General features: G+C 59.6%; 20 protein-coding genes, 1 tRNA gene and 2 pseudogenes. 15 read left to right on the plus strand and 8 right to left on the minus strand.

Going from position 1 to position 26,056, the window contains the following annotated elements; genetic code table 11:
- Nucleotides 1-293: 293 nt before the first annotated feature.
- The 4 genes and pseudogenes from AC1Z1G_RS16210 to AC1Z1G_RS16225 all read left to right on the plus strand — a co-directional run.
- Nucleotides 294-1,049: pseudogene (locus AC1Z1G_RS16210) on the plus strand (MCP four helix bundle domain-containing protein); the annotation flags it as partial.
- A gap of 261 nt (nt 1,050-1,310) precedes the next feature.
- Nucleotides 1,311-1,907 (plus strand): annotated as a pseudogene (locus tag AC1Z1G_RS16215) (methyl-accepting chemotaxis protein); the annotation flags it as partial.
- A gap of 187 nt (nt 1,908-2,094) precedes the next feature.
- The gene (locus AC1Z1G_RS16220) at nt 2,095-2,526 is read left to right on the plus strand and encodes a hypothetical protein (protein WP_483621056.1); all 432 of its coding nucleotides are present in this window, start codon (nt 2,095-2,097) and stop codon (nt 2,524-2,526) included.
- Nucleotides 2,527-2,622: 96 nt separating this feature from the next.
- A complete protein-coding gene (locus AC1Z1G_RS16225) occupies nt 2,623-3,876 on the plus strand; it encodes a TerD family protein (RefSeq protein ID WP_483621057.1) in 1,254 nt (417 codons plus the stop codon).
- Between the two features lie 188 nt (nt 3,877-4,064).
- Here the strand turns inward: AC1Z1G_RS16225 and AC1Z1G_RS16230 are convergent, their stop codons facing one another.
- Both AC1Z1G_RS16230 and AC1Z1G_RS16235 read right to left on the minus strand, forming a co-directional pair.
- On the minus strand, nt 4,065-4,574 hold the full coding sequence (locus AC1Z1G_RS16230) for a hypothetical protein (RefSeq protein WP_483621058.1): 510 nt from the start codon (nt 4,572-4,574) through the stop codon (nt 4,065-4,067).
- A gap of 68 nt (nt 4,575-4,642) precedes the next feature.
- Nucleotides 4,643-5,293, minus strand: coding sequence for a hypothetical protein (locus tag AC1Z1G_RS16235; RefSeq protein ID WP_483621059.1), 651 nt, complete (start codon nt 5,291-5,293; stop codon nt 4,643-4,645).
- Nucleotides 5,294-5,689: 396 nt separating this feature from the next.
- Between AC1Z1G_RS16235 and AC1Z1G_RS16240 the strand changes: the two genes are divergently transcribed.
- The 3 genes from AC1Z1G_RS16240 to AC1Z1G_RS16250 all read left to right on the plus strand — a co-directional run bounded on the left by AC1Z1G_RS16240 (nt 5,690) and on the right by AC1Z1G_RS16250 (nt 10,320).
- Entirely contained in the window at nt 5,690-7,066 is a 1,377-nt protein-coding gene (locus AC1Z1G_RS16240) for a pyridoxal-phosphate dependent enzyme (RefSeq protein ID WP_483621060.1), read from the plus strand.
- Nucleotides 7,063-8,241 carry a cystathionine gamma-synthase gene (locus AC1Z1G_RS16245; protein WP_483621061.1) on the plus strand — a complete coding sequence of 393 codons (1,179 nt, stop codon included), beginning with the start codon at nt 7,063-7,065 and terminating at the stop codon, nt 8,239-8,241. The genes AC1Z1G_RS16240 and AC1Z1G_RS16245 overlap by 4 nt, the downstream gene beginning before the upstream one ends.
- Before the next feature lie 339 nt (nt 8,242-8,580).
- A complete protein-coding gene (locus AC1Z1G_RS16250; protein ID WP_483621062.1) occupies nt 8,581-10,320 on the plus strand; it encodes a dipeptidase in 1,740 nt (579 codons plus the stop codon).
- A gap of 483 nt (nt 10,321-10,803) precedes the next feature.
- Here the strand turns inward: AC1Z1G_RS16250 and AC1Z1G_RS16255 are convergent.
- The 6 genes from AC1Z1G_RS16255 to AC1Z1G_RS16280 all read right to left on the minus strand — a co-directional run bounded on the left by AC1Z1G_RS16255 (nt 10,804) and on the right by AC1Z1G_RS16280 (nt 15,344).
- Nucleotides 10,804-10,879: transfer RNA gene (locus AC1Z1G_RS16255), tRNA-Gly, on the minus strand.
- 63 nt (nt 10,880-10,942) lie between these two features.
- Nucleotides 10,943-11,503: a CDP-diacylglycerol--glycerol-3-phosphate 3-phosphatidyltransferase gene (gene pgsA, locus AC1Z1G_RS16260; protein ID WP_347906216.1), complete on the minus strand. Its 561-nt coding sequence runs from the start codon at nt 11,501-11,503 to the stop codon at nt 10,943-10,945.
- A gap of 32 nt (nt 11,504-11,535) precedes the next feature.
- Nucleotides 11,536-13,359, minus strand: coding sequence for an excinuclease ABC subunit UvrC (gene uvrC, locus AC1Z1G_RS16265; protein ID WP_483621063.1), 1,824 nt, complete (start codon nt 13,357-13,359; stop codon nt 11,536-11,538).
- A gap of 2 nt (nt 13,360-13,361) precedes the next feature.
- Nucleotides 13,362-14,003, minus strand: coding sequence for a response regulator transcription factor GacA (gacA, locus tag AC1Z1G_RS16270; RefSeq protein ID WP_347900872.1), 642 nt, complete (start codon nt 14,001-14,003; stop codon nt 13,362-13,364).
- Between the two features lie 136 nt (nt 14,004-14,139).
- Nucleotides 14,140-14,574, minus strand: coding sequence for a GNAT family N-acetyltransferase (locus AC1Z1G_RS16275; RefSeq protein ID WP_483621064.1), 435 nt, complete (start codon nt 14,572-14,574; stop codon nt 14,140-14,142).
- Between the two features lie 11 nt (nt 14,575-14,585).
- Nucleotides 14,586-15,344, minus strand: a complete 759-nt coding sequence (locus AC1Z1G_RS16280; protein ID WP_483621065.1) for a carbon-nitrogen hydrolase family protein — start codon at nt 15,342-15,344, stop codon at nt 14,586-14,588.
- 610 nt (nt 15,345-15,954) lie between these two features.
- Here AC1Z1G_RS16280 and AC1Z1G_RS16285 point away from each other — a divergent pair.
- From AC1Z1G_RS16285 to AC1Z1G_RS16320, 8 genes are all read left to right on the plus strand, one after another.
- Nucleotides 15,955-17,046, plus strand: a complete 1,092-nt coding sequence (locus tag AC1Z1G_RS16285) for a 3-deoxy-7-phosphoheptulonate synthase (protein WP_483621066.1) — start codon at nt 15,955-15,957, stop codon at nt 17,044-17,046.
- A 400-nt stretch (nt 17,047-17,446) separates the two neighbouring features.
- Nucleotides 17,447-18,328: an esterase/lipase family protein gene (locus AC1Z1G_RS16290; protein ID WP_483621067.1), complete on the plus strand. Its 882-nt coding sequence runs from the start codon at nt 17,447-17,449 to the stop codon at nt 18,326-18,328.
- 139 nt (nt 18,329-18,467) lie between these two features.
- Complete coding sequence (locus tag AC1Z1G_RS16295) at nt 18,468-18,749, plus strand: peptidylprolyl isomerase (protein ID WP_100939307.1); 282 nt, start codon at nt 18,468-18,470, stop codon at nt 18,747-18,749.
- A 136-nt stretch (nt 18,750-18,885) separates the two neighbouring features.
- Complete coding sequence (locus tag AC1Z1G_RS16300; protein ID WP_483621068.1) at nt 18,886-20,754, plus strand: extracellular solute-binding protein; 1,869 nt, start codon at nt 18,886-18,888, stop codon at nt 20,752-20,754.
- Entirely contained in the window at nt 20,754-21,812 is a 1,059-nt protein-coding gene (locus tag AC1Z1G_RS16305) for a microcin C ABC transporter permease YejB (RefSeq protein ID WP_483621069.1), read from the plus strand. Before AC1Z1G_RS16300 ends, AC1Z1G_RS16305 begins: the two co-directional genes overlap by 1 nt.
- Entirely contained in the window at nt 21,812-22,834 is a 1,023-nt protein-coding gene (locus AC1Z1G_RS16310) for an ABC transporter permease (protein ID WP_483621070.1), read from the plus strand. Before AC1Z1G_RS16305 ends, AC1Z1G_RS16310 begins: the two co-directional genes overlap by 1 nt.
- 14 nt (nt 22,835-22,848) lie before the next feature.
- A complete protein-coding gene (locus AC1Z1G_RS16315; protein WP_483621071.1) occupies nt 22,849-24,429 on the plus strand; it encodes an ABC transporter ATP-binding protein in 1,581 nt (526 codons plus the stop codon).
- Nucleotides 24,430-24,576: 147 nt separating this feature from the next.
- Nucleotides 24,577-25,992: a sigma-54 interaction domain-containing protein gene (locus AC1Z1G_RS16320; protein ID WP_483621072.1), complete on the plus strand. Its 1,416-nt coding sequence runs from the start codon at nt 24,577-24,579 to the stop codon at nt 25,990-25,992.
- The last annotated feature ends 64 nt before the right edge of the window (nt 25,993-26,056 follow it).

Consider the following 26,056-nt stretch of genomic DNA (forward strand, 5'->3'; position numbering starts at 1 on the left):
AGGTGCCTACCTTACCTCAACGCGGCCGTCTGCCCAGCGCCTTCCGGCTCACGAATAGCCATCATTATGATATCATTCAACCCTTTCCGGCTTGGGCAAGTACCGCCCTGCAGATGCCGGAACCTCTATAAAGAAGGCGCCGAATGGATGCGCCTCCCGCCTGCCTTGCCTGCAAACACCTGACGGCGCCCTGGAACCTTCCAGCAGCGTGCCGCTTTGATGCAAACCTGCGAACGATCACGCGGGTTGTGCCTTTTGCTGCCACAAGGAACACAGTCATGCTTTTAAGAACGATGAATATTTCCCGACGTGCAGGCCTGGCCTTTGCCTTGATCGCCCTGCTGGCGGTGGGCCTGGGCGGGTTCTCCCTGGCAGAAATGCGTCGTATGAACGAGCAATCGCTGGAGGTCGACAAAAACTGGCTGCCTTCGATTGTCGCGGCTAACAGCGTTGCCCTGACCAGCACCCAAATCCGCACCCTGACCCTGCGCCTGCTGGTGGTGCGCAACCGCAACGATGTCCAGGACTTGCTCGCACGCATCAACCAACTCGACGAGCGACTGGAGACCCAGCAAAGCGTCTACGAAAAACTGATCACCCTGCCTGAAGAACAGGCCGCCTATGAGCGCTTTGTCAGTGCCAAGGCACGTTATCTCAAGGATCAGCAGCAGGTCCTCGACTTGATGAGTCAAGGGCGCAAGGACGAGGCCGTGGCCATTGTCGACGCGGGTCCCTTCCTGACCAATGCCGATGCCATGCTCAAGGACCTGCTGATCATCATCGATGCCAACACTCTGGGCGGTGAAGCCGCCGCCACGCAAAGTAACCAGGTGTTCCAGAACGCCGTCAGCCTGGTGCTGGTGATCCTGGGTATCGTGGTGGCGCTGACCATCGGCCTGGCCCTGCTGCTGACCCGTAGCATCGTGCAGCCCCTGAGCCAGGCCGTGACCGTGGCCGAAACCATCGCCAGCGGCGACCTGTGCCATGAGATCGTCGCAACGGGCAACGACGAGCCGGCGCGTCTGCTGCACGCCCTGCAACGCATGCAGGCCAGCCTGCGCGGCACCCTGCAAAAAATCGCCGACTCCTCCAACCAACTGGCCTCGTCCGCCGAGGAACTGCATGCGGTGACCGAGCACTCCAGCCAGACCCTGCACCAGCAGAGCAACGAACTGGAACAGGCCGCCACTGCGGTCAACCAGATGACCGCCGCCGTGGAAGAAGTCGCGCGCAACGCCGTCAGTACCTCCGAGGCCTCGCGGGCAACCGACGAGACCGCCCATCATGGCCGGCAACAGGTGCAGCACACCGTTGACTCCATTGGTGTGTTGGCCGAAGACGTCACCCGTACTTGTCAGCAGGTCGAACACCTGGCAGGTGATGTTCGCAATATCGGCCAGGTGCTGGAAGTGATTCGTTCGATTGCCGAACAGACCAACCTGCTGGCCCTCAACGCCGCCATCGAAGCCGCCCGAGCCGGCGATGCAGGGCGCGGATTTGCCGTGGTCGCCGATGAGGTCCGCGCTCTGGCCCACCGCACCCAGCAGTCGACCCAGGAAATCGAAACCATGATCGGCACCATCGAACACGGCACCGAAGGCGCCGTGAGTGCCATGCGCAACAGCAACCAACGCGCCCACGCGACCCTCGACGCCGCTCGCGCCTCGGGTCAGGCCCTGGACCAGATCACCCGGGCCATTACCGCGATCAACGAACGCAACCTGGTGATCGCCAGCGCCAGCGAAGAACAAGCTCAGGTCGCCCGCGAAGTTGACCGCAACCTGGTCAACATCCGTGACCTGTCGACCCAGACGTCAGCCGGTGCCCATCAGAGCAATGCGGCGAGCCAGGACCTGTCGCGGTTGGCGGTGGAGCTGAATGGGTTGGTGATGCAATTCAAGGTGTGATGCGTCTGCGCTGACCTGCAACCGCTTGCACAAAAAAGGCGAGGTTAACCTCGCCTTTGTCGTTTGGACCGAGCGTGAAACCGCAGCAACGTGTCGTTTCCCACGCCCGAAAAAAACCCACGGCGCCGATCCGGCTGGTATTGTGCCGCGCTGTAAAATTAGCTGCATGACTGTGAGGGAATGGACGTTGAGTACTGATGAGAAACTGACCGGGGACCTGTTCGAAGTCGACAAACGCTTGGCGCTCAAGCCTGTCGTGGACTTCAATAACTATCTGCGCATGGCCTTTGGCGAAGGCAAATGCACGTGCAGCCGCTGTGTCAGTAACAACGGTGACGAAACCGGCTATGAACACCAGCACACCTTCAATATCGACGGGCGAGTGATCAACCGCCGCTTCGCTTCCACGGCGGGGAGCGATGTCCTGCTCGCGCTGAAAAAGGCCTGGCTGTCCTATACCAAAGAAGATCTGGACGTTAACGCCAACCTGGCGCTGGCGACCGTCAAGGACTTTGTCGACCCCGAACTGCACAAGCGCCTGCTACCACTGCTTCTGGCCAGCGGCCTGGTCAAGGACGTGGACGGGAATCTGCAGCTCCAGGCACAAGTGGCTGCCTGATACAGGCCCCTTTAGATGGTGCTCGCACTCACTCAATAAAGGCGCAGTACACACGCGGTGTGCTGCCATACACCCCCATGGAATAGGCGGTTCCCATTGAATCAGTCCCTCAAGCCCGGCGAGAACACAACCCTCAGCATGTCCAAAGGGAAGGTAGTGGTTACCCACGCTGCCGGAGATAACCTGGACGTTAACCTCACCGCATTTCTCGTCACCGAAACCGGCAAGGTAGTGGATGACAGCGGCATGGTGTTCTTCAATGCGCCGGAACATGCTTCGGGCGCTGCCACCTTCACCGCGCCCGTTGCTCAAGGTGGCTCCGTTAGCCACAGCATCAGTTTCGATCTGTCTCGCCTCCCGGCCAGTATCACAAAGATCGCAATTACCCTGACTCAAGACGGCAGCGCCGCAGGCTTCGCCGCAGTCCGGAATCTATGTGCCCAGGTCATGACCGGTGACCAGGTGCTGGAGCTGACACCTGAGCCCTTCTCTCAGGAGACGGGCATCATCGTGCTTGAGCTGTACGTTCGAAACGGCCAGTTGAAAACGCGGTCTGTCTGGCAAGGGTTCGCCTCGGGGCTTGCGGCCCTGTGCGGCCTGTACGGGATCGAGGTGGAAGACGAAGCGCCATCGGCTCCACCTGCTGCGCCGACGCCAACCCCGAAACCGGTCAATATCACCAAGTCCGTTATTACCCTGGACAAGCCAGGCAGCAGCCACAAGGTATCCCTGGAAAAGGGTCCGTCCGCACCGAAGATGATCAGGGTCAGTGCAACCTGGATTGATAATGGCGATGGACAGGACAATGACGACCTCGATCTGCGGATCGGCATCCTTCGACCTGATGGCCGGATGTCCATCATCCAGGCACCCGACAAGCGCGGTGCATTTGATGCAGACCCCTTTGTCTTCCATACAGGCGACGTAGTCAGCGCGAGTACCTCTGCGCCGGGCGTAGAAACGGTCGAGATCAACCCGGCCATCTCCCAGCGCATGGGGGGCAAAGTTGCGCTGGTCTGCAGCGTTTACTCAGCGGTTGGCAATGGCGCCGTCTCGGTGGCCTCCCTGAAGCCGAAGATGCGAATGGAATACGGTGACCAGGTGGTTGAGTGCGCTTTCGAATTCAAGAGCGGGTTCTTCAGCAGCGCGATCTACACCTATGTCATCGGCCTGATCGAAATAGACCTGGATCACATCGAACTGAGCCCGTCCGGCGCGACATCCAAGACCGGCAGCGAAGCGACGCCCTGGCTGACGCGCAAGGGTGAAAAGCTCCAGCTCACAATGGATGGCCCCCATGTATTTAAAGGTCACCCCATCGACAACAGCGGCAAGAAACAGTACGTCTGAGTCGGTGTAGCTGACGCGCGTCACTCGCAGTGTCGACGCCACGCACCTGAGGACGGGCGCAGGCACTGCTGATCTGAAACGGCCCTCATACTCTGGGTCGATAGCCGCCATTCACGGCCGTTTGCTATCGACCCAAACCGGACTGCCAGGGTGTCGAGACGATTAATGTCTATTAAAAACGCCAGACCCTAGTGATATTTCACGACCTGGTACTCGACAGGTATACCCGCAACCTTTGTGTCACCCCAATCCTTGAGTATTGCTCGATACGTATGAGCCGTATCGCCAGGCTTCTCGAAAATGGTCAGGGTGGGCGTTTCATCGCACGTGGTGTGTTTGCGAGGACGCTGGAGTGTGCGGCACTTATTGCTGATGAGTGCTGCACTTAATACGTTGTCTTGTGGACCTATAACAATGGCCGCTTTTTCCGTACAGGAATGATAACGACAACCTGCAAACAAGAGGGTCCGGTCAGAAACAGTCGTTTTTTGTGGGGTATCAGGAACACTCAGAGCGTCGAAAACCTGTTCGCCCGTCAAAGATGAACTCCCAGTGTATTCACCGTGCATGCCACCAAAATAAACCTCCACGGATTTTTTGTAATGGGTGGGTGGGGTCCAGGGATCGGCTAAGCAGTGGTTGGTCGCTAACAATAAGCTGACCGCAAAAAGTGTGTTTGTGGTGATGCGCACATTCATCCATTGATCCTTCAAACGTAGCCTGACGTGATTTGGCAACTCTATCGCTCGTACCGCGGCGGTATCGCTTATTTCCTCGTCCAAAGGGACGTGCTGCCTGACGTTATCTCGGTAAGCAGGCCTGTACTGTCGTAGTGATAGAACCATTCATCTTCGCCGGGCCACCCGTTGGCAATGGCTCGACCGGACAGAACCGTCCCCATGGAAGAGTACGTGTATGCAAATACGGAAAAAGCATCGCGAGCGCTAACCCCTGCATAGACCCTCTCACCATCATTGAGCTGAAATAGCCTCCCCAGACCGATCAGCCTGGACTCGGGTTTACCTGGGCGATCTACCCCTTTGAAACTAACGGTATGAACCTGCAAGAAGCCGTCAGCAAGGTCGTACAGCACTGCCTGGATCGCCTGTACCCCCTTCTGCCCCGGAAAAACAGTAACCCTATGGCAACCGCCAGAGAAGCCGGAGCAGTACTTCCCCAGCCCACGAGCTTCGTCTACGCTCGCGTACTTTCTTTTCATCAACCTGGGCGACGAAAAACCCATACGCTCCGTGTCGCAGGGTAAATGCTCGAAATAATCACCCTCAGAAAACTTCCATTCATCCACCGAATCGCAACGTGCCAGATAGGCGCTGTACGAGCCGCTTGTATCAAACGCCTGAAATTCTTTTCTTAGTTCATCAAGAGCCGAACGCACGTCGGGGATATCAAGCAACATAGCTGCCTCCATCATGAACAGCCCTCATGTGTTGCTTTCCATTGGCCAGTTTCCACCCATACCCCTCTCGCTTCCAGTACGTATCTTCCCCTCCTTCAAACCGGATAGGTGCCGGTTAAAAGACATACTTGCATCTGTCGGTAGTGATGCGAAAAAACCACCGCCCGGCGCATTATCCCCTCTGACCACCTGCGTGTATTCCCAGCTTCCAGTCAATTGCATGGCTGCTTATGATCATGTGTATCCGATTCGACAACGCTAACGGCTGACTGCGCAAGGTTGCGAATGGCGCAATCCCGGCTATGTTCCATGCGACACATTTCTTGGGAATGGCGTGCTTGACTGACCGCAGGTTGCTGCCCATTCCAATTCTAATCCCCGCAGAGAGGCGACAACATGTCGAACGACCCCCGCCCTGCCGTGCTCGGACTGATCGGTAACACACCGCTGGTTCGCGTCAGCCGTTTCGATACCGGCCTGTGCACGCTGTTTCTCAAACTCGAATCGCAAAACCCAGGTGGCTCAATCAAGGATCGTATCGGCCTGGCGATGATCGACGCCGCCGAACGCGATGGCAGCCTGAGACCTGGCGGCACCATCGTCGAGGCCACGGCCGGCAACACCGGCCTTGGCCTGGCCCTGGTCGGCCGCGCCAAGGGGTACCGGGTGGTGTTGGTGGTGCCGGACAAAATGTCCACCGAGAAGGTCCTGCACCTCAAGGCGATGGGCGCCGAGGTGCACATCACTCGCTCCGACGTCGGCAAGGGCCATCCCGAATATTACCAGGACGTGGCCGCACGGCTCGCGCAGGAAATTCCCGACGCTTTCTTCGCCGATCAGTTCAACAACCCGGCCAACCCGCTGGCCCACGAGTGCAGCACCGCGCCGGAGATCTGGGCGCAAACCGAGCATGACCTGGACGCCATCGTCGTCGGCGTCGGTTCTGCCGGCACGTTGACCGGGCTGACCCGTTTCTTTCGCCGCGTGCAGCCAAACCTGACCATGGTGCTGGCCGATCCGGTCGGCTCAGTGATGGCCGAATACAGCCGCAGCAGCACCCTTGTTACACCCGGCTCCTGGGCCGTGGAAGGCATCGGCGAAGACTTCATACCCTCTATTGCCGACCTTTCCAGCGTGCGCCGGGCCTATTCGATCAGCGACGAGGAAAGCTTCGATCATGCTCGCCAACTGCTGCGCGCTGAAGGCATTCTCGGCGGCTCTTCGACCGGCACATTGCTGGCGGCAGCCTTGCGCTACTGTCGGGAGCAAACCGAACCGAAGCGGGTGGTCAGCTTCGTCTGCGACACGGGTACCCGCTACCTGTCGAAGGTTTACAACGACCAATGGATGAATGACCAGGGCTTGCTGCAGCGCAAACGCTATGGTGATCTGCGTGACGTGATCGCGCGGCGTTTCGAGGATGGCCGGGTAATCAGCGTCGGCCCCGACGACACGCTGCTCACCGCCTTCCAGCGCATGCGCCTGGCGGACGTGTCACAACTGCCGGTGTTGGTGGGCGGCCAGCGACTGGTCGGCGTGATCGACGAGTCCGACATTCTGTTTGGTGTGCACGAGGACACTTCACGCTTCAGTACAACGGTAGCCAGCGCGATGACCGACAAGGTGGAAACCCTGCCGCCCGGCGCCAGCCTGGCTGAACTGGAAGCAAAACTCGACCGTGGATTGGTGGCGATCATCGCCGATGCCTCGGGCTTCCACGGCCTGATCACCCGCGTCGACATGCTCAATCACTTACGGAGATCCCTTGCATGAGTCAGCACGATGAAATCGCCGCGCCACGCGCCTTTGCCACCCGCGTGATCCACGCCGGGCAGGTACCGGACCCGTCCACCGGAGCGTTGATGCCGCCGATCTACGCCAACTCCACCTACTTGCAACAGAGCCCCGGCGTACACAAGGGCCTCGACTACGGGCGTTCGCACAACCCGACACGCTTTGCGCTTGAGCGTTGCGTCGCAGACCTCGAGAGCGGCACGCAGGCCTTCGCCTTCGCCTCCGGGCTGGCGGCGATCTCCACCGTACTCGAACTGCTCGATGCTGGCGCGCACATCGTCTCCGGCAATGACTTGTACGGAGGTACGTTCCGTCTGTTCGACAAAGTGCGCCAACGCAGTGCCGGGCATCGCTTCAGCTTCGTCGACCTGACCGACCTGGCGGCATTCGAAGCAGCGTTGCAGGACGACACGCGGATGGTCTGGGTCGAGACGCCGAGCAATCCCTTGCTGCGCCTCACTGACCTCGCCGCCGTCGCGCGCATCTGCCGCGAGCGAGGCATCCTCTGCGTCGCCGACAACACCTTTGCCAGCCCATGGATACAGCGCCCGCTGGAGCTTGGCTTCGACATCGTCCTGCACTCGACGACCAAATATCTGAACGGCCACTCCGACGTGATCGGCGGCATCGCAGTAGTCGGGCAAAAACCCGACCTGGGCGAGCGCCTCGGCTTCCTGCAGAATTCGGTGGGTGCTATCGCCGGGCCATTCGACGCGTTCCTCACCTTGCGTGGAGTAAAAACCCTGGCGCTGCGCATGGAACGCCACTGCAGCAACGCGCTGGAGCTGGCGCAATGGCTGGAGCGTCAGCCGCAGGTGGCCCGCGTCTATTATCCGGGCCTGCCTTCTCATCCGCAGCACGAACTGGCACGGCGGCAGATGCGTGGATTCGGCGGAATGATTTCCCTGGACCTGAACAGCGACCTCGCCGGTGCCAAGCGCTTCCTCGAGAGTGTGCGGATTTTCGCCTTGGCCGAAAGCCTGGGTGGAGTGGAAAGCCTGATTGAGCACCCAGCAATCATGACGCACGCCAGTATCCCTGCAAGCACCCGTGCGCAGCTTGGTATCGGCGATGCACTGGTGCGTTTGTCAGTGGGTGTCGAGGATGTAGAGGACCTGCGCGCCGACCTGGCCCAAGCGCTGGCGCGGATATGAGCAATGGGTCGACTCAGTTGAAAAGGCCAAAGTTTCAGCTCACCTGAACGTATACACGAGCACCTTCGAAGAGCGCCGGATCGCTCCAGTTGACCTCCTCATTACCCGCATTGTGCACCTTCATCGCCTGAGCCCTCTGCTCCGCCACAAAACGGCAACTCTAAAAGCCCTGGGAACCTTCCCAGGGCTCTTTCGTTTCTGCGTCGCTTTTGCATTTCTGTGCGACAAATCCCACTTCGGGGGCTCCCCTACCACTCCCTCGCGGTGTTAGCTTGGAAACGTTTTGTTTCATCTATCCGACGCTTCTTACTCACTACCTGCAAAGGAATGCCCCCAGCAATGGACTTCTCACTCAAGCACCTGGCCGCGACAACCCTGATGTTGGCCAGCCTTTCATCGTTCACCACGCTAGCGCACGCCAACATCACCCCGCAACAGAGCGCGACCATCCTCAAGACTTTCAGCGACGCATCCGTCACGGACTTCAGGCAATTCCTGGGGAGCCTGGCAAAGAGCGACCTTGCGAAAGCTGACAATCTCGGCCCGGCAATCAGTGCCTTCCAGGGCAACAAGACGCTTACCCCTGAACAGCAGAACGACATCCATCGTCTGCTCGGTATTTATGCACGGCTGAAATACGGCAACGCTGCCACCCAGACGCTACGTGAGCTGGTGGCAATCCCGACCTTCCGCGTGGACGGCGTCGCTCAGCACGACAACCCCGAGTTCATCAAGATCGCCGACAAGATCAAAGGCCTTGCCCAGGCCTTCAATCTGAACTTTCGCAACATCGACAACCGCGTCTATGAAATTTCTCTCGAGGGAGGTGGCGATGAAGTCGTGGGCATTCACGCTCATGCCGATGTGGTGCCCGTGACTCCGGAGAACTGGGTCCTGAAGGACGGCACTCGCCTCGATCCGTTCAAGGTCACGCTGATCGGCGATCGCATGTATGGCCGGGGCACCGAGGATGACAAGAACGGCATCGTGGTGACGCTCTATGCCATGAAGATCATCAAGGAAGAGAACTTGCCGCTGGCCAGGAATTTCAAGCTGCTGGTAGACACCACCGAGGAAACCACCGGCGACGCTATTCCCTATTACTTCGAACGCAACCCGACACCCAACTACAACCTGGCACTGGACGGCGGTTACCCGGTGGTGATTGCCGAGAAAGGCTACGGCACCGTCATGGCGAGCTTTGCCCGGCGTATTGCAGAGGGCAAAGGCGCCGAAATCACGTCGATGACGGGAGGCCTGGCAACCAACCAGATTCCGTCGACTTCGGTCGCCACCCTGGCAAGTGATAACCCCGCCGAACTGGCAGCCGCCCTGCAGAAGGCCGGTGATGATTATGCCAAGCGCAATGGCGGCAACTTCGACGTGGCCGCCAAGGTTACCGGCAAGGACGTCACACTGACGGTCACCGGGGTTTCCGCCCACTCCTCCGAGCCCGAGTCAGGCGTTAACCCGGTAGCAAGGATGCTGGACTTCATCAACAGCCTCGATGCAAAGGTCGCGCTCAAGCACAACCACATCACTGATGCCGCCCGCTACGCCGCCGACAACTGGGGGCTGGACTACCTGGGTGGCAAGTTGGGGGTAGGCTTTTCCGATGCCTTCATGGGGCCGCTGACGACTTCCCTGACCTATGTCGGGATGGATGACAAAGCCTTCAAGCTTGCGGTCAATTTACGCGTGCCGGTCGGTAAATCCCCGGAGGCGCTCAAGACCGAGATTGCCGAAAAACTAGGCGCCTGGAGCAAGAAGACCCACATTGCGCCAGCCTTCGACTACTCGATCGCCGAGCCGATGTATCGCAACCCTGAGGGTGAATGGGTCAAGGCCCTGTTGGCCGTGGCCAGCGAGAACCTAGGCATGGAACACAAGTTCGGTACCTCGGCCGGCGCCACCTCGGTCCATGAACTGCCCAATGGCGTGCAGTTCGGCCTGGCCAGGCCTGAAGTCAAGTACACCGGCCACACCGACAACGAGTTCAAGACCATCGACCAGTTCCTGCTGGACCTGCAGATCGTAACCGAGATGCTGGGGCGCATCGGGCAGTTGCCGAAGCTCTGATCCCTTTCGGGCCCGCCACTCTGGCGGGTCCACCTCTTTGATCGTTTGATCCCGTCGTGAAGTCGAACAGCGATGGATTGTTCGTCACTGGTGATTTGGGAATGACGACAATATCGAGGCCAGCCACAGGCTGGTCATCAACCCTCGCTAAACCATCGCATAGCGGAGTCATGAGTTGAACCTGGCCCTGTACTTCTCTGTGGTGATAAATGCCTGACCAGGCTCGATTCTGCGCGGAAGCTCGATCAAATGCTGACGAAAAGCCTCAACGACAGAGAACCTGTCCCGCGAGGGCAGAACAACATTGATGAATGATGCGCCCTATCTGAGAAAGCGAGACCTGGTGACCCACTTTCAGCATCACCGCATTGAAGATCTGTGGGTTGAACGGATCTTGATTGAAAAAACGGGGACGAAAAAAAAGAGGCCTAAGCCTCTTTTTTAGTGATTCACAAAAACCAATGGCTTCCGTAAATCTATGTTTGGAGCGGGAAACGAGACTCGAACTCGCGACCCCGACCTTGGCAAGGTCGTGCTCTACCAACTGAGCTATTCCCGCGTCTTGGTGAGGCACATTCTATAGATTCTAGAACATGCGTCAACCCCTTGATTCAAAAAAGTTTTATTTCTTTTCCACATCCGTCTTCAGATGCGGCCAGGCGGCGCGTAAATACTGGATCATGGACCACAAGGTCAGGCCCGCAGACACCAGCAGCAACGCATAACCCACCAGGACCCAGAAGCTGAAGTCCGAAGGATTGGCCAGCAGAATCACCAGCGCCAGCATTTGCGCAGCGGTTTTCCATTTACCCAGGTTCGACACTGCAACATGCGCACGGGCACCCAGTTCAGCCATCCACTCTCGAAGGGCTGAAATGACGATTTCCCGACCGATGATCACCGCTGCCGGTAATGTCAGCCAAAGGTTGCCATGCTCTTGTACCAGCAGCACCAGCGCAACCGCGACCATCAATTTGTCTGCCACCGGATCGAGAAACGCGCCAAACGGCGTGCTTTGCTCAAGACGGCGCGCCAGATAACCATCCAGCCAGTCCGTCGCTGCGGCGAACGCGAAGACCGAACTGGACGCTACATAGCTCCACTGATACGGCAAATAGAACAGCAAAATGAAAATCGGGATAAGCAGGACGCGTAGAACGGTGATCAGATTAGGGATATTCATCGGCACAACTGGCTACGAGGTGAAAAAGCATTCTACTCGCTGTGCAGGTTTGCATAAATCGACTCAGCGAGCTTTTTACTGATCCCGGGGGCTTTGGCGATCTCTTCGATGCTTGCACGAGACAGCTCCTGCAATCCACCAAAATGTTTCAGCAAATCACGTCGACGGGTGGGCCCTACCCCGGCAACCCCTTCAAGTGTTGATGTGCGGCGCGTCTTGCCACGCCGCGCACGGTGCCCGGTAATCGCAAAACGGTGGGCCTCATCACGGATCTGCTGGATCAGGTGCAGCGCCGGCGAGTCTCCGCGCAAGGTGAATTCATGGGCGGCATCATTGAGATAGAGCGTTTCAAAACCAGCCTTACGCGTTGCACCCTTGGCCACACCCAACAAAATCAGATCGGGCACCGCCAACTCATTGAGCACATCCCTGGCCATCGATAGCTGCCCTTTACCACCGTCCACCAGCAAAATGTCCGGCAGTTTGCCCTCCCCCTCCTTCAGCTTGCTGAAGCGTCGGGTCAGTGCCTGGTGCATGGCCGCGTAGTCATCGCCGGGGGTTACCCCTTCAATGTTGTAACGCCGGTAGTCGGACTTGATCGGACCTTCCGGACCGAACACCACACACGAGGCCACCGTCGCTTCGCCGCTTGAGTGACTGATGTCATAGCACTCAAGACGTTGCGGCGGCTCGTCCAGGCTGAGCACCTCGGCCAAGGCATCGAACCGCGCAGCAACGTGCTGCCGGTTGGCCAGCCGCGCCCCCAGCGCCTGCTCGGCATTGGTCACGGCCAGTTGCTGCCAGCGCGCCCGTGTGCCGCGAACCCGGTGACTGATGGTCAATTCACGACCACGAAGCTCTTCGATGGCCGCTATCAGGGTCGGGAAGTCTTCGTGGACCACATTGACGATCAGTTCACTCGGCAAATCGCGCTCAGGGCTGCTGATGAAATATTGCCCAAGAAACGCTGCCATGACTTCGGCGACGTCCTCTTCAATACCCACCTGCGGAAAGAAATTCTTGCTGCCCAGCACACGTCCGCCGCGCACGCTGATCAGATGTACGCAGGCACCGCCCGGGTTGATAAAGGCCGCCACCACATCGACATCACCTGTACCGCCCTCCATGCTCTGCTGATCCTGCACCCGTCGCAGTAGGGATATCTGGTCACGCAGCTCCGCGGCCCGCTCAAAATCCAGGGTACTCGCCGCCGCCTCCATGCCCGCAGACAGCTCATCGGTCAGCGCATTGCTGCGCCCCTCGAGAAACATGACCGAGTGCCGGACATCCTCGGCGTACACATCAGGCTCGACCAACCCCACGCAAGGCGCCTTGCACCGCTTGATCTGATATTGCAGGCAGGGCCGTGTGCGGTTCTTGTAGTAACTGTCTTCGCATTGACGAACGAAAAAGGTCTTTTGCAGCAGGCTCAGGCTTTCACGAATCGCACCCGCGCTTGGGTAGGGTCCGAAATACTTGCCTTTGGCTTTTTTCGCGCCGCGATGAATGCTCAATCGCGGAAACTCACCGTCCGATAGAAACACGTACGGGTAGGATTTATCGTCGCGCAGGAGGATGTTGTAGGGCGGACGCCATTCCTTGATCAGCGTCTGCTCAAGCAGCAGGGCTTCCGTTTCATTGGCGGTAATCGTTGTTTCGATCTGGGCAATGCGGCCCACCAATGCCGCGGTTTTCGGGGCCAGCCCGGTCTTGCGAAAGTAACTCGCCAGGCGTTTTTTGAGGTTCTTGGCCTTGCCGACGTACAGCAGGCGCGCATCGCTGTCGAACATGCGATACACACCGGGGCGCCCACTGCACGTTGCAAGGAAGGCGCTTGGATCGAACAGGTCAGTCATTGTCAGAGGCTGGCATCAACCATGCCGTGACGAACCGCCAACAACGTCAACTCAACATCGCTGCTGATCGAAAGCTTCTCGAAAATGCGGTAACGGTAGGTATTGACGGTTTTTGGCGACAGGCACAGCTTGTCAGAAATGATCTGAACCTTCTGACAGCCGACAATCATCAGCGCAATCTGTATTTCTCGTTCCGACAGTGCATCGAATGGCGAATCGTTGGTCGGCTGGAACGACTTGATAGCCAGTTGCTGGGCAATCTGCGGGCTGATATAGCGTTGCCCGGCGAAAACCAGGCGAATGGCCTGGACCATTTCCGCCAATGCAGCGCCTTTTGTCAGATAGCCCGCGGCACCGGCCTGTAGCAGTCGTGTAGGAAAAGGATCCTCTTCACACACTGTGACCGCCACAACCTTGATGTCTGGATGACTGCGCAGCAATTTGCGCGTGGCTTCAAGACCGCCGATCCCGGGCATCTTGACGTCCATCAACACTACATCGGGCTTCAACTCACGCGCCTTCAGCAGGGATTCCTCCCCTGACTCAGCCTGGCCGACTACTTGCAGGCCATCGATGTCAGCCAGCATTCGTGTAATACCTGTACGAACGAGATCATGGTCATCGACTACTAGCACCCTAATCAAGCAGACACCTCGCGATATGGTCTTATTTGGTTGCCAGACACCTTAGCAAAAAGCACCCGGCAGACCTAGCGGCAAGCGCTATATAAAAAGTTTTTGCACGTCATGAAACCTCTATGACGCACCCCGGTGATACCTGTCAAAGTCGACAATCGTGCTCCATCCTCAGGAAACACTCGTCCTCACCCACGACCTGCAATCCCATTCGCTGGTAAAGAGCTTGTGCCGGATTGTCTTTGAATACAGTCAATCGCAAGGCCGGACGGCGCTCCTTGCGTGCAATCTGCAGCACTTTCTCGATCACCCAGGCCCCGGTGCCCTGGCCGCGAACGGCCGCAATTATGTGCAATTCACGAATGTACAGCGCTCTGGCATCGCGACTGAGACTGACATAACCCACAACCGCGCCATCCTGACGGACCAGCCAGCTTTCCCGCCCGGCCCAGGCCACATCAAAGGCCTCGTCCTGCCAAAGCAGGTCGTGCCGAATGTAATAACCCAGCATGGTCTCGCACGTCAGTTTTCGCGCGAAACCCAAGTCTGCCGAAGACGCCGGATGCAAATCAAAGGCCATTCTCGGCACCTTCAAACATTGGGGACATCCACTACCTGTCCGCTCCAACCCTCACCGTTGCGGCGCGCAATGACCAGTGCATCACCAACGCCTTGGGTGGCGACGATCAGTGAACCGTCCGCTGCCCAGATCGCGCTGCGGCCTGCCGATTCCCAACCGCCCGTCGCACCACCGTGGTTAGCCATCAACACAGCCATGGAATGCTCAAGCGCGTAGCCTTGCAGCAACGCAGTGTCGGGGGCATAGCCACCTTCGGTGATCAAAACACTCGCAGCGTAGACGTCAGCCCCCATCTTTGCAGCTTTACCTGCATGGCTAGCGTGGGAAAAGTCCGCGCACACCGCAAGAGCGATCCGATTGTGACCCAAGGTCAGCATCGCCCCACCCGTCCCGGCTGCAAACACCACTTCTTCACCGGCATGCAGGTGCTGCTTGGTGTAGACCGCCAACGATCCATCGGCGGCCAGCACCAGCGCACCGATCAGGACCGGGGAATCGGCTGACAACCGAATCGGCATACCTACGACTGCAGTCACACCCATTTCCTGCGCGAAGTCACGCAACGGCTGTAAGACCGAGGCCTGCGGCGCGATAGCCAGTTGCGCGGCCAGGCCTCGCTCATAGCCTGTCAACGACAATTCAGGGAAGATCAGCAACTGCACGCCCTGCCCGGCGGCAACCTCGATGAACCGTTGATGCCGAGCGATGTTGGCCTGCAGATCCCCGGCAAGGGAAATCGATTGTGCGGCGGCAATGCAGAGGTTCGTCATGATCGGTCCTTGCTGACGGATTTGAGGTGCGCGGAGTCTGCCACAAACCCCCGGGATAGAAAGCAGCCCTGGCTCCGATAGTAATTTCTGATTGAACCTGACTACGGGCCTCTAGTAAGCTCGGCGCATTCATCGGAGCCAGACCATGTCCACACCCCTCTTACAGCGTCAACCTCTCAGCGCCCTGCGCTCGGTGGCGGCTGCCCGGGTAAACGACGTTTGTGCACCGGCGAGCTTTTATTTTGGGTATTGGTTTAGCCACTGGCGCGCCTGATACCCACACGGCGCCCACTTTTAGACGGGTCGCCACCAGAGAATTCTCAACCCCCGGTCGGCTTCCCGACCGGGGGTTTTGTTTTTTCAGCCCTGAACATTTTTTGCGTCATCACAACGAATCGAGGAATCACCATGAACTACGCCACTTATTACCGTCACGACCGTTTTTGCGCCTGGCGATTTAGCAGCTTCCGCTCGGGACAGCCTGCCGCCTCCGATCGGTCACCCGCAGGTGGCAAGCAAACACACGCAGCCAACCCGGCCAATTGTCGAACACCCCAGTAGGGCCGAGCGCGCGGGAACGAAACCCGCCGCCAGCCCAGGAAGCCCGAACATGAACTCATCCGTCTCCGCACTGCCGCTGTCCACCCTGAGCCCTGCCAATGAGGCACTGACTTTGCGCCTGCCCAGCGCCCTGGAGCTCAAACATCAAGTACCGCTCAACTCGCTCCTGACCCAGCAAGTGGCCACCCATCGTCAAGCGGTGCGCGCCATCCTTGAAGGTCAAGACGCTCGCCTCCTGGTGATTGTGGGTCCCTGCTCGCTTCACGACCCTGAATCTGCCCTCGAATACGCCGACAAACTCGCGCGCCTGGCCGCCGACGTCAGCGATGACATGCTGCTGGTGATGCGCGCCTACGTCGAAAAACCCCGGACCACGGTCGGCTGGAAAGGCCTGGCCTACGACCCGCAACTCGATGGCAGCAATGACATGGCCGCCGGCTTGACCCTGTCCCGCGAGTTGATGCGTGAAATACTGCGCCGGGGCCTGCCCATTGCCACCGAACTGCTGCAGCCGATGGCTGCCGGCTACTTCGACGACCTGTTGAGCTGGGTGGCCATTGGTGCCCGTACCACCGAATCGCAGATTCATCGCGAGATGGCCAGCGGCCTCGACATGCCCGTGGGCTTCAAGAATGGCACCGACGGTGGCGTATCTGTCGCCTGCGATGCCATGCGCTCGGCCGCTCACCCCCATCGACACTTCGGCGTCGACAGCCAGGGCCATCCGGCGATCATCCAGACCCAGGGCAACCCCGACACACACCTGGTACTGCGCGGCGGTCACACAGGGCCGAACTACGATCACCAAAGCATTGCCCGGATCAATCAGGACTTGCGCAAATTGGCGATCCCCTCGCGAATCGTGGTCGATTGCAGCCACGCCAACAGTGGCAAGGACCCCTTGCGCCAACCGGCCGTGTTCAATGACGTGCTGGAACAACGCCTGCAAGGTGACCACTCATTGGTTGGCATGATGCTCGAGGGCCACCTGTTCGACGGTTGCCAGCCGCTGGGCACAAACCTTCGCTACGGGGTTTCAGTGACCGATGGGTGCCTGGGTTGGGAGACCACCGAACAGCTGCTACGCACCGCAAGCCTGGCCCTGCATCGGCAACGGCGCGGCGCGTCACTGCCCGCCTGAGCACAGCCCGCCCCTCAAACGCCCCGCTTCCAGTCCATAGCGGGGCCTGCTGGCCAAACTCATCTCCCCCAGGCCAATCGCCTCTTGCATCGCTGCGTTCAACATCGCGGCACTCATTCTTTTGATGCTTGAAGCGTCAGACCGGACTGTCAGACGTCCCGCCAGCACGAGCACGTGAAAGCGCCGCAAGGCGTCAGACACTGCATTGAAGTTCGCGGTCAACTGGATAAAAGACGCTCGAACAATCCGAGTAACGCTTCATGGACATCCGAATCGCCTCACAACTTTTACTCTCGTTTCAACCCTTTACAGCGGTCTTTTCAGACATCGCCAAGACGACCACCTGCATTAGAGTGAGGACTCAACGCCCATTCAGAACGGCACCCAGGAAGGAAAAATCATGCAACGGAATGCAACGACCCAATACCCTGTTCTCTTGATCCACGGCCTCTTCGGATTCGAACGCATCGGCCACCTCGAGATTTTCCATGGCATCAAGCAAGCGCTGAGAAACGCCGGCGTGCGGGTGTTCGTCCCGTACCTGTCGGCCACCCATTGCAACGAAGTGCGCGGCGAGCAATTGCTGGTGCAGATCGACCGGGTACTGGCCGGGACCGGCGCCGAGAAAGTCAACCTGATCGGCCATAGCCAAGGCGCATTGACCGCCCGTTATGCCGCCGCAATGGTGCCGCAGGTCGTCGCCTCGGTCACCTCGGTCAGTGGGCCGAACCATGGTTCGGAACTTGCCGACTTCTTGCGCAAAGCCTTACGCCCCGGCAGTTTGCCTGAGCACGTCGCCTCGGCCGTCGTCACCCTTTTCGCCGATTTCCTGTCATTGCTCAGCGGCCACCCCCAACTCCCGCAACACGCCGTTGCTGCGCTCAACGCACTGACCACCGAAGGCGTGGCGACCTTCAATGCCAAATACCCACAAGGCCTGCCAACCACCTGGGGGGGCGAAGGGCCTGAGCAGGTCAATGGTGTGCGCTATTACTCCTGGAGCGGGACCGTCCAGGGCAGCCTGCTGGACGAAGGCGTTAATAGGGTGGATCCGCTGCACCAGATTTGCCGGGCACTCGGCGCCTACTTCATCAACGAAGCGCAAGAAAACGACGGGCTGGTCGGTCGCTACAGCTCGCACCTGGGCAAGGTCCTGCGTTCCGACTACCCGCTGGATCATCTGGACAGCCTGAATCAGACGGCCGGCCTGGTGCGCAAGGGCATCGACCCGGTGGACCTGTATGTCGCCCACGCCGAACGGCTAAAGAATGCCGGGCTGTAAGTGAATACCCGAGAGTGCTGGCACCGCATGACCCTGCAAGACGCGACGCCCGGTCACGGCCAACGGAACTTTGGCGAGAAATAGGCCACTGAATCCGGTAGGCTCAGCACTTTATTGCCCCTTGAATGGAGATTTTCCCATGGCCAAAGCCACTGCCCGTCACATCCTGGTTGCCAGCGAAGCCAAGTGCAACGAACTGAAAGCCCAAATCGAAGGCGGCGCTGATTTCGCTGAAATCGCCAAAGCCAACTCCACCTGCCCATCCAGCCGTGACGGCGGCAACCTCGGCTCGTTCGGCCCAGGCCAGATGGTCAAGGAATTCGACACCGTGGTCTTCAGCGCACCGGTAAACACTGTGCAAGGTCCGGTGAAGACCCAGTTCGGTTACCACCTGCTGGAAGTGACCAGCCGTCAGGACTGATCGAACCGCGACTTTTTTACACAACGGCCCGCCTTTTGGTGGGCCGTTGTGTTTGTGCGGCATGATTACGGCTGGCGAGTGACGCGTCGCTAGCGTACAAATCGTGGTCAACGACTCCCGGCTCTTAAGGCTGACAATGCGATTGGTTTTCCCCACATTCCTCTTCACCGCGGTGACCCTGCTGCTGAGCGCCACAACGGTGAATGCCGCGCCTGAACACGCCATGACGGTATACGGCGAACCGGCCAAGTACCCGCCGGGGTTCAGTCACTTCGACTACACCAATGTGCGGGCCCCAAAGGGTGGCAGCATGCGCCGCTCGGCCATCGAAATCGGACGCTTCGACCATGTGCTGCCCTACATCGACAAGGGTATCGGCGTGTCCCAGCTCGACGGCATGCTCTACTCGCCGCTGGCGCAGCGCTCTCAGGATGAGCCCTACACCGTGTACGGCCTGATCGCGGAAAAAATGGAGCGCGCCGACGATGGTCTATCGCTGCGTTTCTATCTCAACCCCAAGGCGCGCTTTGCCGACGGCACGCCGATCACCGCCCAAGACGTGCGCTACACCTTCAACCTGCTGATGACCCAGGGCAGCCTGCGCTATCGCACCCAGTTCGCCGACGTCAAAGGTGTCGAGGTGGAATCGGAGCGCACCGTGCGCTTTGACTTCAAGAGCAACGAGAACCGCACCCTGCCCCTGGACATCGCCACCCTGCCGGTGTTTCCCGAGCACTGGTGGAAAACCCGCGACTTCGCCAACGGCGGCGGCTACGAAGCCCCGCTGGGCAGCGGTCCCTACCGGGTCGGCAAGATCGATTCCGGACGCAGCATCACCTTCGAGCGCAACGCTGACTGGTGGGGCAAGGATTTGCCCGTCAGCCGCGGCCTCCACAACTTCGACCATTTCAGCATCGAGTACTTCGGCGACACCGATGTGGCCCGCCAGGTGCTGCGCGGCGGCGCTTACGATTACAACCGCGAGTTCTCCGCCACTGGCTACTCCATCGGTTATGACGGCCCACAGTTGAACGACGGTCGCCTGCAAAGGGCCCACCTGGCCAAAGAAGCTCCGCAACCGGCGCAGGGGTATGTGTTCAACCTGCAAAAACCGATGTTCCAGGACCGTCGCGTGCGGCAGGCACTGGCCATGCTATGGGACTTCGAGTGGAGTAACCGGCAGATGATGCGTGACCTCTACATTCGCCAGCAGAGCGTTTTTTCCAACACCATTCTGGCCGCCCGGCAGTTGCCCGATGCCGCTGAACTGGCGATTCTCGAACCACTGCGCGGGCAGATTCCGGACGAAGTCTTCACCCAGGTGTTCGAAGCGCCGAAGACCGACGGCAGCGGCAATATCCGCGACAAGCAGTTGCAAGCCCTGGCCCTGCTTGAGCAGGCGGGCTGGAAACCCGACGGCGACCGACTGGTTAACGCCGCCGGAGAGCCGCTGACCTTTACCTTTCTCAATACCCAGGGTGGCATCGAACGCCTGCTGTTGCCGTACAAACGCACGCTGGCGCAGATCGGCATCACCCTGGAAATCCGACGCATCGACTCTTCGCAATACGTCAACCGGGTAATGAGCCGCGACTACGACATGATCGTCACCGGTTATGCCGTGACCACCTCGCCGGGACTGGAGCTATACAGCTACTTTGGCTCCGCAGCGGCCAACGACCCCGGTGCCAGTAACTACATGGTCCTGCAAAACCCGGCCGTCGACACCCTGATCACCGGGCTGGTCAAGGCCACCACCCAGGCCGACATGCTGCGCTACGCCCATGCACTGGACCGGGTGCTGCAATGGAACTACTACTGGATTCCCAATTACTACCCGCCCGGCACGTCCACCGTCTGGTGGAACCGCTTCGGCATTCCAGCGGTGCAGGCGAGCAATGACGAATCCATCGAGAGCTGGTGGGAAATGAGCCCCACCCCGCTGACCAATGAACAAATGACTGCCGAACGCATCAGCCGCGGCAAACCCGGAGGACCACACTGATGCTCGCTTACGTGCTACGGCGTTTGCTGCTGATCATTCCGACCCTGGTGATCATCCTGCTGGTCAACTTTGCCATTGTGCAGGCCGCACCCGGTGGCCCGGTGGAACAAGCCATCGCCCGCCTGCAAGGGATCGGCGGCGGTGGCCTCGGTGCATCCGGCGAGGCCGTGGGCGGCGGTTCCCGCGCCAGCCGAGGCCTGGACCCGCAACTGATCAAAGACATCGAAAAACAGTACGGTTTCGACAAGCCGGCGCCTGAACGCCTGTGGCTGATGCTCAAGAGCTACGCACAACTGGACTTCGGCAAGAGCTTCTTTCGCGGCGCGACCGTTACCGAGCTGATCCTGGAAAAAATGCCGGTGACCATTTCCCTCGGGCTCTGGGCCACGCTCATCACCTACCTGGTGTCGATCCCGCTGGGTATTCGCAAAGCGGTGCATCACGGCAGCCATTTCGATATCTGGAGCAGCACCGCGATCATCATCGGCTACGCGATGCCGGCGTTTCTGTTCGCCATGTTTTTGATCGTCGTGTTTGCCGGTGGCACGTCGCTGAACTGGTTTCCTGTGCGCGGGCTGGTCTCGGAAAACTTCGAGCAGTTGTCGACGCTCGGGAAAATCGCCGACTACTTCTGGCATCTGGTGCTGCCGGTAACATCGTTGGTGATCGGCGGTTTCGCTACCCTGACCATTCTGACCAAGAACTCGTTTCTCAATGAAATCACCCGCCAATACGTCGTCACCGCTCGGGCCAAAGGCTTGAGCGAACGCCGGGTGCTGTACGGGCATGTGTTTCGCAACGCGATGCTGCTGGTGGTGTCGGGGATTCCCCAGGCGTTTATCAGCGTGTTTTTCGCAGGGTCCCTGCTGATCGAAGTGATCTTCTCCCTCGATGGCCTGGGACGCATGAGTTACGAGGCCGCCGTTTCGCGGGACTACCCGGTGGTGTTCGGCTCGTTGTTCATCTTCACCTTGTTTGGGCTGCTGATAAAACTCATCGGCGACCTCTGCTACACCTTGGTCGACCCGCGAATCGACTTCGCCGCGAGGAACGCCTGATGCTCAATCTTTCGCCGTTGGCGCGCCGACGCTTCGAACGCTTCAAGAAAAACCGTCGCGGCTGGTGGTCGCTGTGGCTGTTCATCGGCTTATTCATCCTGACCCTGGGCGGTGAACTGATCGCCAACGACAAACCGCTGGTGCTCAGTTATCAGGGTTCGTTGTACTTCCCCGCGTTCAAGCGCTACACCGAACTGGAGTTTGGCGGCCAATTACCGTTCCAGGCCGATTACCGCAGTGACTACGTGCAGAAGCTGATCCACAAGGACGGTGGCTGGATGCTGTTCCCACCGATCCCGTTCAGCGACGACACGCCAAACTACGACCTCAACCAGCCCACACCGAGCCCGCCATCGAAGGTCAACTGGCTCGGCACCGACGACCAGGCACGAGACGTATTGGCGCGGGTGATTTTCGGTGCGCGCGTGTCGATTCTGTTTGCCCTGGCGTTGACCGCCATCAGTGCGCTGATCGGCATCGCCGCGGGTGCCTTGCAGGGTTACTACGGCGGTTGGGTCGACCTGCTAGGCCAGCGCTTGCTGGAAGTCTGGTCGGGGTTGCCGGTGTTGTACCTGCTGATCATCCTGTCGGGTTTCGTCGAACCGAACTTCTGGTGGCTGCTGGGGATCATGGCGCTGTTTTCCTGGCTCGCACTGGTGGACGTGGTACGGGCCGAGTTCCTGCGCGGGCGCAACCTGGAATACGTCAAAGCCGCCCGGGCATTGGGCCTGACTGACCGCAAGGTGATTGTGCGGCACATTCTGCCGAACGCCATGAACGCCACGTTGAGCTACCTGCCGTTCATCCTCACAGGGGCGATCTCCACGCTTACCGCGCTGGATTTCCTGGGCTTCGGCATGCCCGCCGGCAGTGCGTCGCTGGGCGAACTGATCGGCCAGGGCAAACAGAACCTGCAAGCGCCGTGGCTCGGCCTGACGGCATTTTTCACCCTTGCGTTGATTCTTTCTTTATTGGTGTTTATCGGCGAGGCGTTGCGAGACGCTTTCGATCCGCGGGCATGAAGCAGGACTTGGACATGAGCGACAACCTGATCGAAATCCGCGACCTCAGTGTGGCCTTCAGTGGCCAGACCGTGGTGCGCAACCTGTGCCTGGATATCCGCCCCGGTGAGTGCCTGGCGCTGGTGGGCGAGTCGGGTTCCGGCAAATCGGTGACCGCGCACTCGATCCTGCAATTGTTGCCCGAAAGTGGCACCCAGACCCACGGCAGCATTCGCTACCGGGGCCAGGAGTTGCTCGGTGCCGATACCCGCACCTTGCGCAGCCTGCGCGGCAACCGGATTGCGATGATTTTCCAGGAACCCATGACCTCCCTCAACCCGCTGCACAGCATCGAAAAACAGATCGGCGAAACCTTGCTGCTGCACAAGGGGCTTGGTGGCAAAGCGGCGCAAAAACGCATTCTCGAACTGCTGGAACTGGTGGGTATCCAGAAGCCGCAAGAGCGGCTCAAGGCTTACCCTCATCAGCTTTCCGGAGGCCAGCGGCAACGGGTAATGATTGCCATGGCCCTGGCCTGCGAGCCGGAGTTGCTGATCGCTGACGAACCGACCACCGCACTCGACGTCACCGTGCAGCGCAAGATCCTGCTGCTGCTCAAATCCCTGCAACAACGCCTCGGCATGTCGCTGCTGCTGATCAGCCACGACCTCAATCTGGTGCGCAGCATCGCCCAGCGAGTCTGCGTGATGCGCGCCGGTGAAATCGTCGAACAGGCCGACTGTGAAACCCTCTTCACCCAGCCGAAACATCCCTACAGCTGCGTGTTGTTGAACGCCGAGCCGGAGGGTGAAGCCTTGCCGCGGGACGAGCGCGAAGCGGTGCTGGAAGTCGACGACCTGAGCGTGCGGTTTGCGCTGGGTGGCGGGTTGTTCCAACGCAAAACCTGGTTGCACGCCGTGGACGGCATCAGCCTCAGCATTCAACGCGGCAAGACCCTGGGCATCGTTGGCGAGTCCGGCTCCGGCAAGTCCACCCTCGGGCAAGCCATCCTGCGCCTGCTCGACTCCCAAGGCAGTATCCGCTTCCAGGGACAGGCCCTCGATGGCCTGAACCAAAAGCAGTTGCGGCCGTGGCGCAAACAGATGCAGGTGGTGTTCCAGGACCCGTTTGGCAGCCTCAGCCCACGCATGTCAGTGGCGCAGATCATCAGCGAAGGCCTGGAGGTGCACAGCCAGTCGACGGCCGCCGAATGTGAGGCTCAGGTCATCCGCGTACTGGAAGAAGTCGGCCTCGACCCGCAAAGCCGTCACCGCTACCCCCACGAATTCTCCGGGGGCCAGCGCCAACGGATTGCGATTGCCCGCGCACTGGTGCTCAAACCGGCGTTGATCCTGCTCGACGAACCGACCTCGGCCCTGGACCGCACGGTGCAAAAACAAGTGGTCGCCCTGCTCCGTCAACTCCAGGAAAAACACGGTCTGACCTACTTGTTCATCAGCCACGACTTATCGGTGGTCCGCGCCCTGGCCCACGACATGATCGTGATCAAGGACGGTAAAGTCGTGGAGCGCGGCGCCAGCCATGAAGTGTTCGACGCACCCCGGCATCCGTATACCAAGGAGCTGTTGGCGGCGGCGCATCCGGGCTGGGCATAATCCCCGGCATGCCGTTGCACCGTGTCGCGGCCTTCGCGAGCAAGCCCGCTCCCACACTTGATCTGTGTCGTTCACAAATCCCCTGTGGGAGCGGGCTTGCTCGCGAAAGCGTCCGCACAAACACCACATACTCCGGACATGACAACCATGAACACCACCGACAGCCTCAAGGACTACCAACGTGTGCGCATGCTGGCGATCCGTTCGTTGTTCGAGATCATCGAGCAGTCCAGCGAAGGCACAGTGATTGTCGACCGCGACGCGAACATCGTCTGGATGAACGAGCGCTACGCCAAGCGCTTCGGCCTGGAGTCGGCGGATGTAGCCATCGGTAAACCCTGCGAAAGCGTGATCCCCGGCAGCCTCTTGCGTGAAGTGGTGCGCACCGGGCGACCGATCCTGCTGGACATGCAGGACACCCCCAAGGAGCCGCTGGTGGTGATGCGCCTGCCAATCCACGACGACGCAGGCGCGGTGATCGGCGCCATCGGCTTTGCGCTGTTCGACGAGCTACGCAGCCTGTCGCCGATGCTCAAACGCTACCTGAGCATGCAGGAAGAACTGGCCTCCACCCGCTCATTACTGCGTGCCCGTCAGGCCAAGTACACCTTTGCTCACTTCATCGGCACCAGCGCCGCCAGCCTGGAAGTCAAACGCCGCGCCCGACGCAGCGCCAGTACCGAGTCGCCCGTCTTGTTGCTGGGCGAAACCGGCACCGGCAAAGAGCTGCTGGCCCAGGCGATTCATGGCGCCTCGCCGAGGGCGCACAAAGCCTTTGTCAGCATCAACAGCGCAGCGATTCCCGAGGCGTTGCTGGAAGCCGAGTTTTTCGGCACCGCACCCGGCGCGTTTACCGGTGCCGACCGCAAGGGCCGCTCCGGCAAGTTGCAGATTGCCCAGGGCGGGACCTTGTTTCTCGACGAGATCGGCGACATGCCGCTGCCGTTGCAAAGCAAACTGTTGCGGGTGCTGCAGGAAAAAGAATTCGAACCGGTCGGCTCCAACGAAGTGATCCAGAGCGATGTGCGGGTCATCGCCGCCACGTCCACAGACCTGGAAGCGGCGATCAAGCGCGGCGAGTTTCGCGCCGACTTGTATTACCGCCTCAACGTCCTGCCGATCCAGGTTCCGCCCTTGCGCGAGCGCCTCGACGACTTGCCGGCCCTCAGCGAAGCGATCCTTGAAGAACTGCGCAGCCAGCATGAACTCGACCGCCCGGCCCTGGAGTTGCTCGGCCAGCACGCCTGGCCGGGAAACATTCGCGAGCTGCGCAACGTGCTGGAACGCGCTGCTTTGCTCAGCGACGACCTGATCCTGAACGCGGCCGAGATTCACGCGGCGATTGGCAGTTTCGTGCCTGTGCAGCGCTCCGCGTCCTTGACCCTGGAAACCATTGCCAATGAGACCTTCAGTGCTGCGCGTGAACGGTTCGACCGGCAGTTGATTGAAAGCACGCTCACGCAATGTGGCGGCAAGGTTATCGAAGCGGCGGCGCGGCTGGGGCTTGGCCGCTCGACGCTGTACAAGAAGATGGTGGCGCTGGGGATTGCCGAGTCTCAGTAACGAGACATTGATCTCCATATATAGAAATGATCAAAAACTTCGCGAGCAAGCCCGCTCCCACACT

Source organism: Pseudomonas sp. JL27(2026) (assembly GCF_056933555.1).

Bases quoted from the DNA above. Each gene is read 5' to 3' on its own strand.
- AC1Z1G_RS16230 (WP_483621058.1), bottom strand. From the start codon at position 4,574: ATGAATGTGCGCATCACCACAAACACACTTTTTGCGGTCAGCTTATTG.
- AC1Z1G_RS16235 (WP_483621059.1), bottom strand. From the start codon at position 5,293: ATGTTGCTTGATATCCCCGACGTGCGTTCGGCTCTTGATGAACTAAGA.
- AC1Z1G_RS16240 (WP_483621060.1), top strand. From the start codon at position 5,690: ATGTCGAACGACCCCCGCCCTGCCGTGCTCGGACTGATCGGTAACACA.
- AC1Z1G_RS16245 (WP_483621061.1), top strand. From the start codon at position 7,063: ATGAGTCAGCACGATGAAATCGCCGCGCCACGCGCCTTTGCCACCCGC.
- AC1Z1G_RS16250 (WP_483621062.1), top strand. From the start codon at position 8,581: ATGGACTTCTCACTCAAGCACCTGGCCGCGACAACCCTGATGTTGGCC.
- pgsA (WP_347906216.1), bottom strand. From the start codon at position 11,503: ATGAATATCCCTAATCTGATCACCGTTCTACGCGTCCTGCTTATCCCG.
- uvrC (WP_483621063.1), bottom strand. From the start codon at position 13,359: ATGACTGACCTGTTCGATCCAAGCGCCTTCCTTGCAACGTGCAGTGGG.
- AC1Z1G_RS16275 (WP_483621064.1), bottom strand. From the start codon at position 14,574: ATGGCCTTTGATTTGCATCCGGCGTCTTCGGCAGACTTGGGTTTCGCG.
- AC1Z1G_RS16280 (WP_483621065.1), bottom strand. From the start codon at position 15,344: ATGACGAACCTCTGCATTGCCGCCGCACAATCGATTTCCCTTGCCGGG.
- AC1Z1G_RS16285 (WP_483621066.1), top strand. From the start codon at position 15,955: ATGAACTCATCCGTCTCCGCACTGCCGCTGTCCACCCTGAGCCCTGCC.
- AC1Z1G_RS16290 (WP_483621067.1), top strand. From the start codon at position 17,447: ATGCAACGGAATGCAACGACCCAATACCCTGTTCTCTTGATCCACGGC.
- AC1Z1G_RS16295 (WP_100939307.1), top strand. From the start codon at position 18,468: ATGGCCAAAGCCACTGCCCGTCACATCCTGGTTGCCAGCGAAGCCAAG.
- AC1Z1G_RS16300 (WP_483621068.1), top strand. From the start codon at position 18,886: ATGCGATTGGTTTTCCCCACATTCCTCTTCACCGCGGTGACCCTGCTG.
- AC1Z1G_RS16305 (WP_483621069.1), top strand. From the start codon at position 20,754: ATGCTCGCTTACGTGCTACGGCGTTTGCTGCTGATCATTCCGACCCTG.
- AC1Z1G_RS16310 (WP_483621070.1), top strand. From the start codon at position 21,812: ATGCTCAATCTTTCGCCGTTGGCGCGCCGACGCTTCGAACGCTTCAAG.
- AC1Z1G_RS16315 (WP_483621071.1), top strand. From the start codon at position 22,849: ATGAGCGACAACCTGATCGAAATCCGCGACCTCAGTGTGGCCTTCAGT.
- AC1Z1G_RS16320 (WP_483621072.1), top strand. From the start codon at position 24,577: ATGAACACCACCGACAGCCTCAAGGACTACCAACGTGTGCGCATGCTG.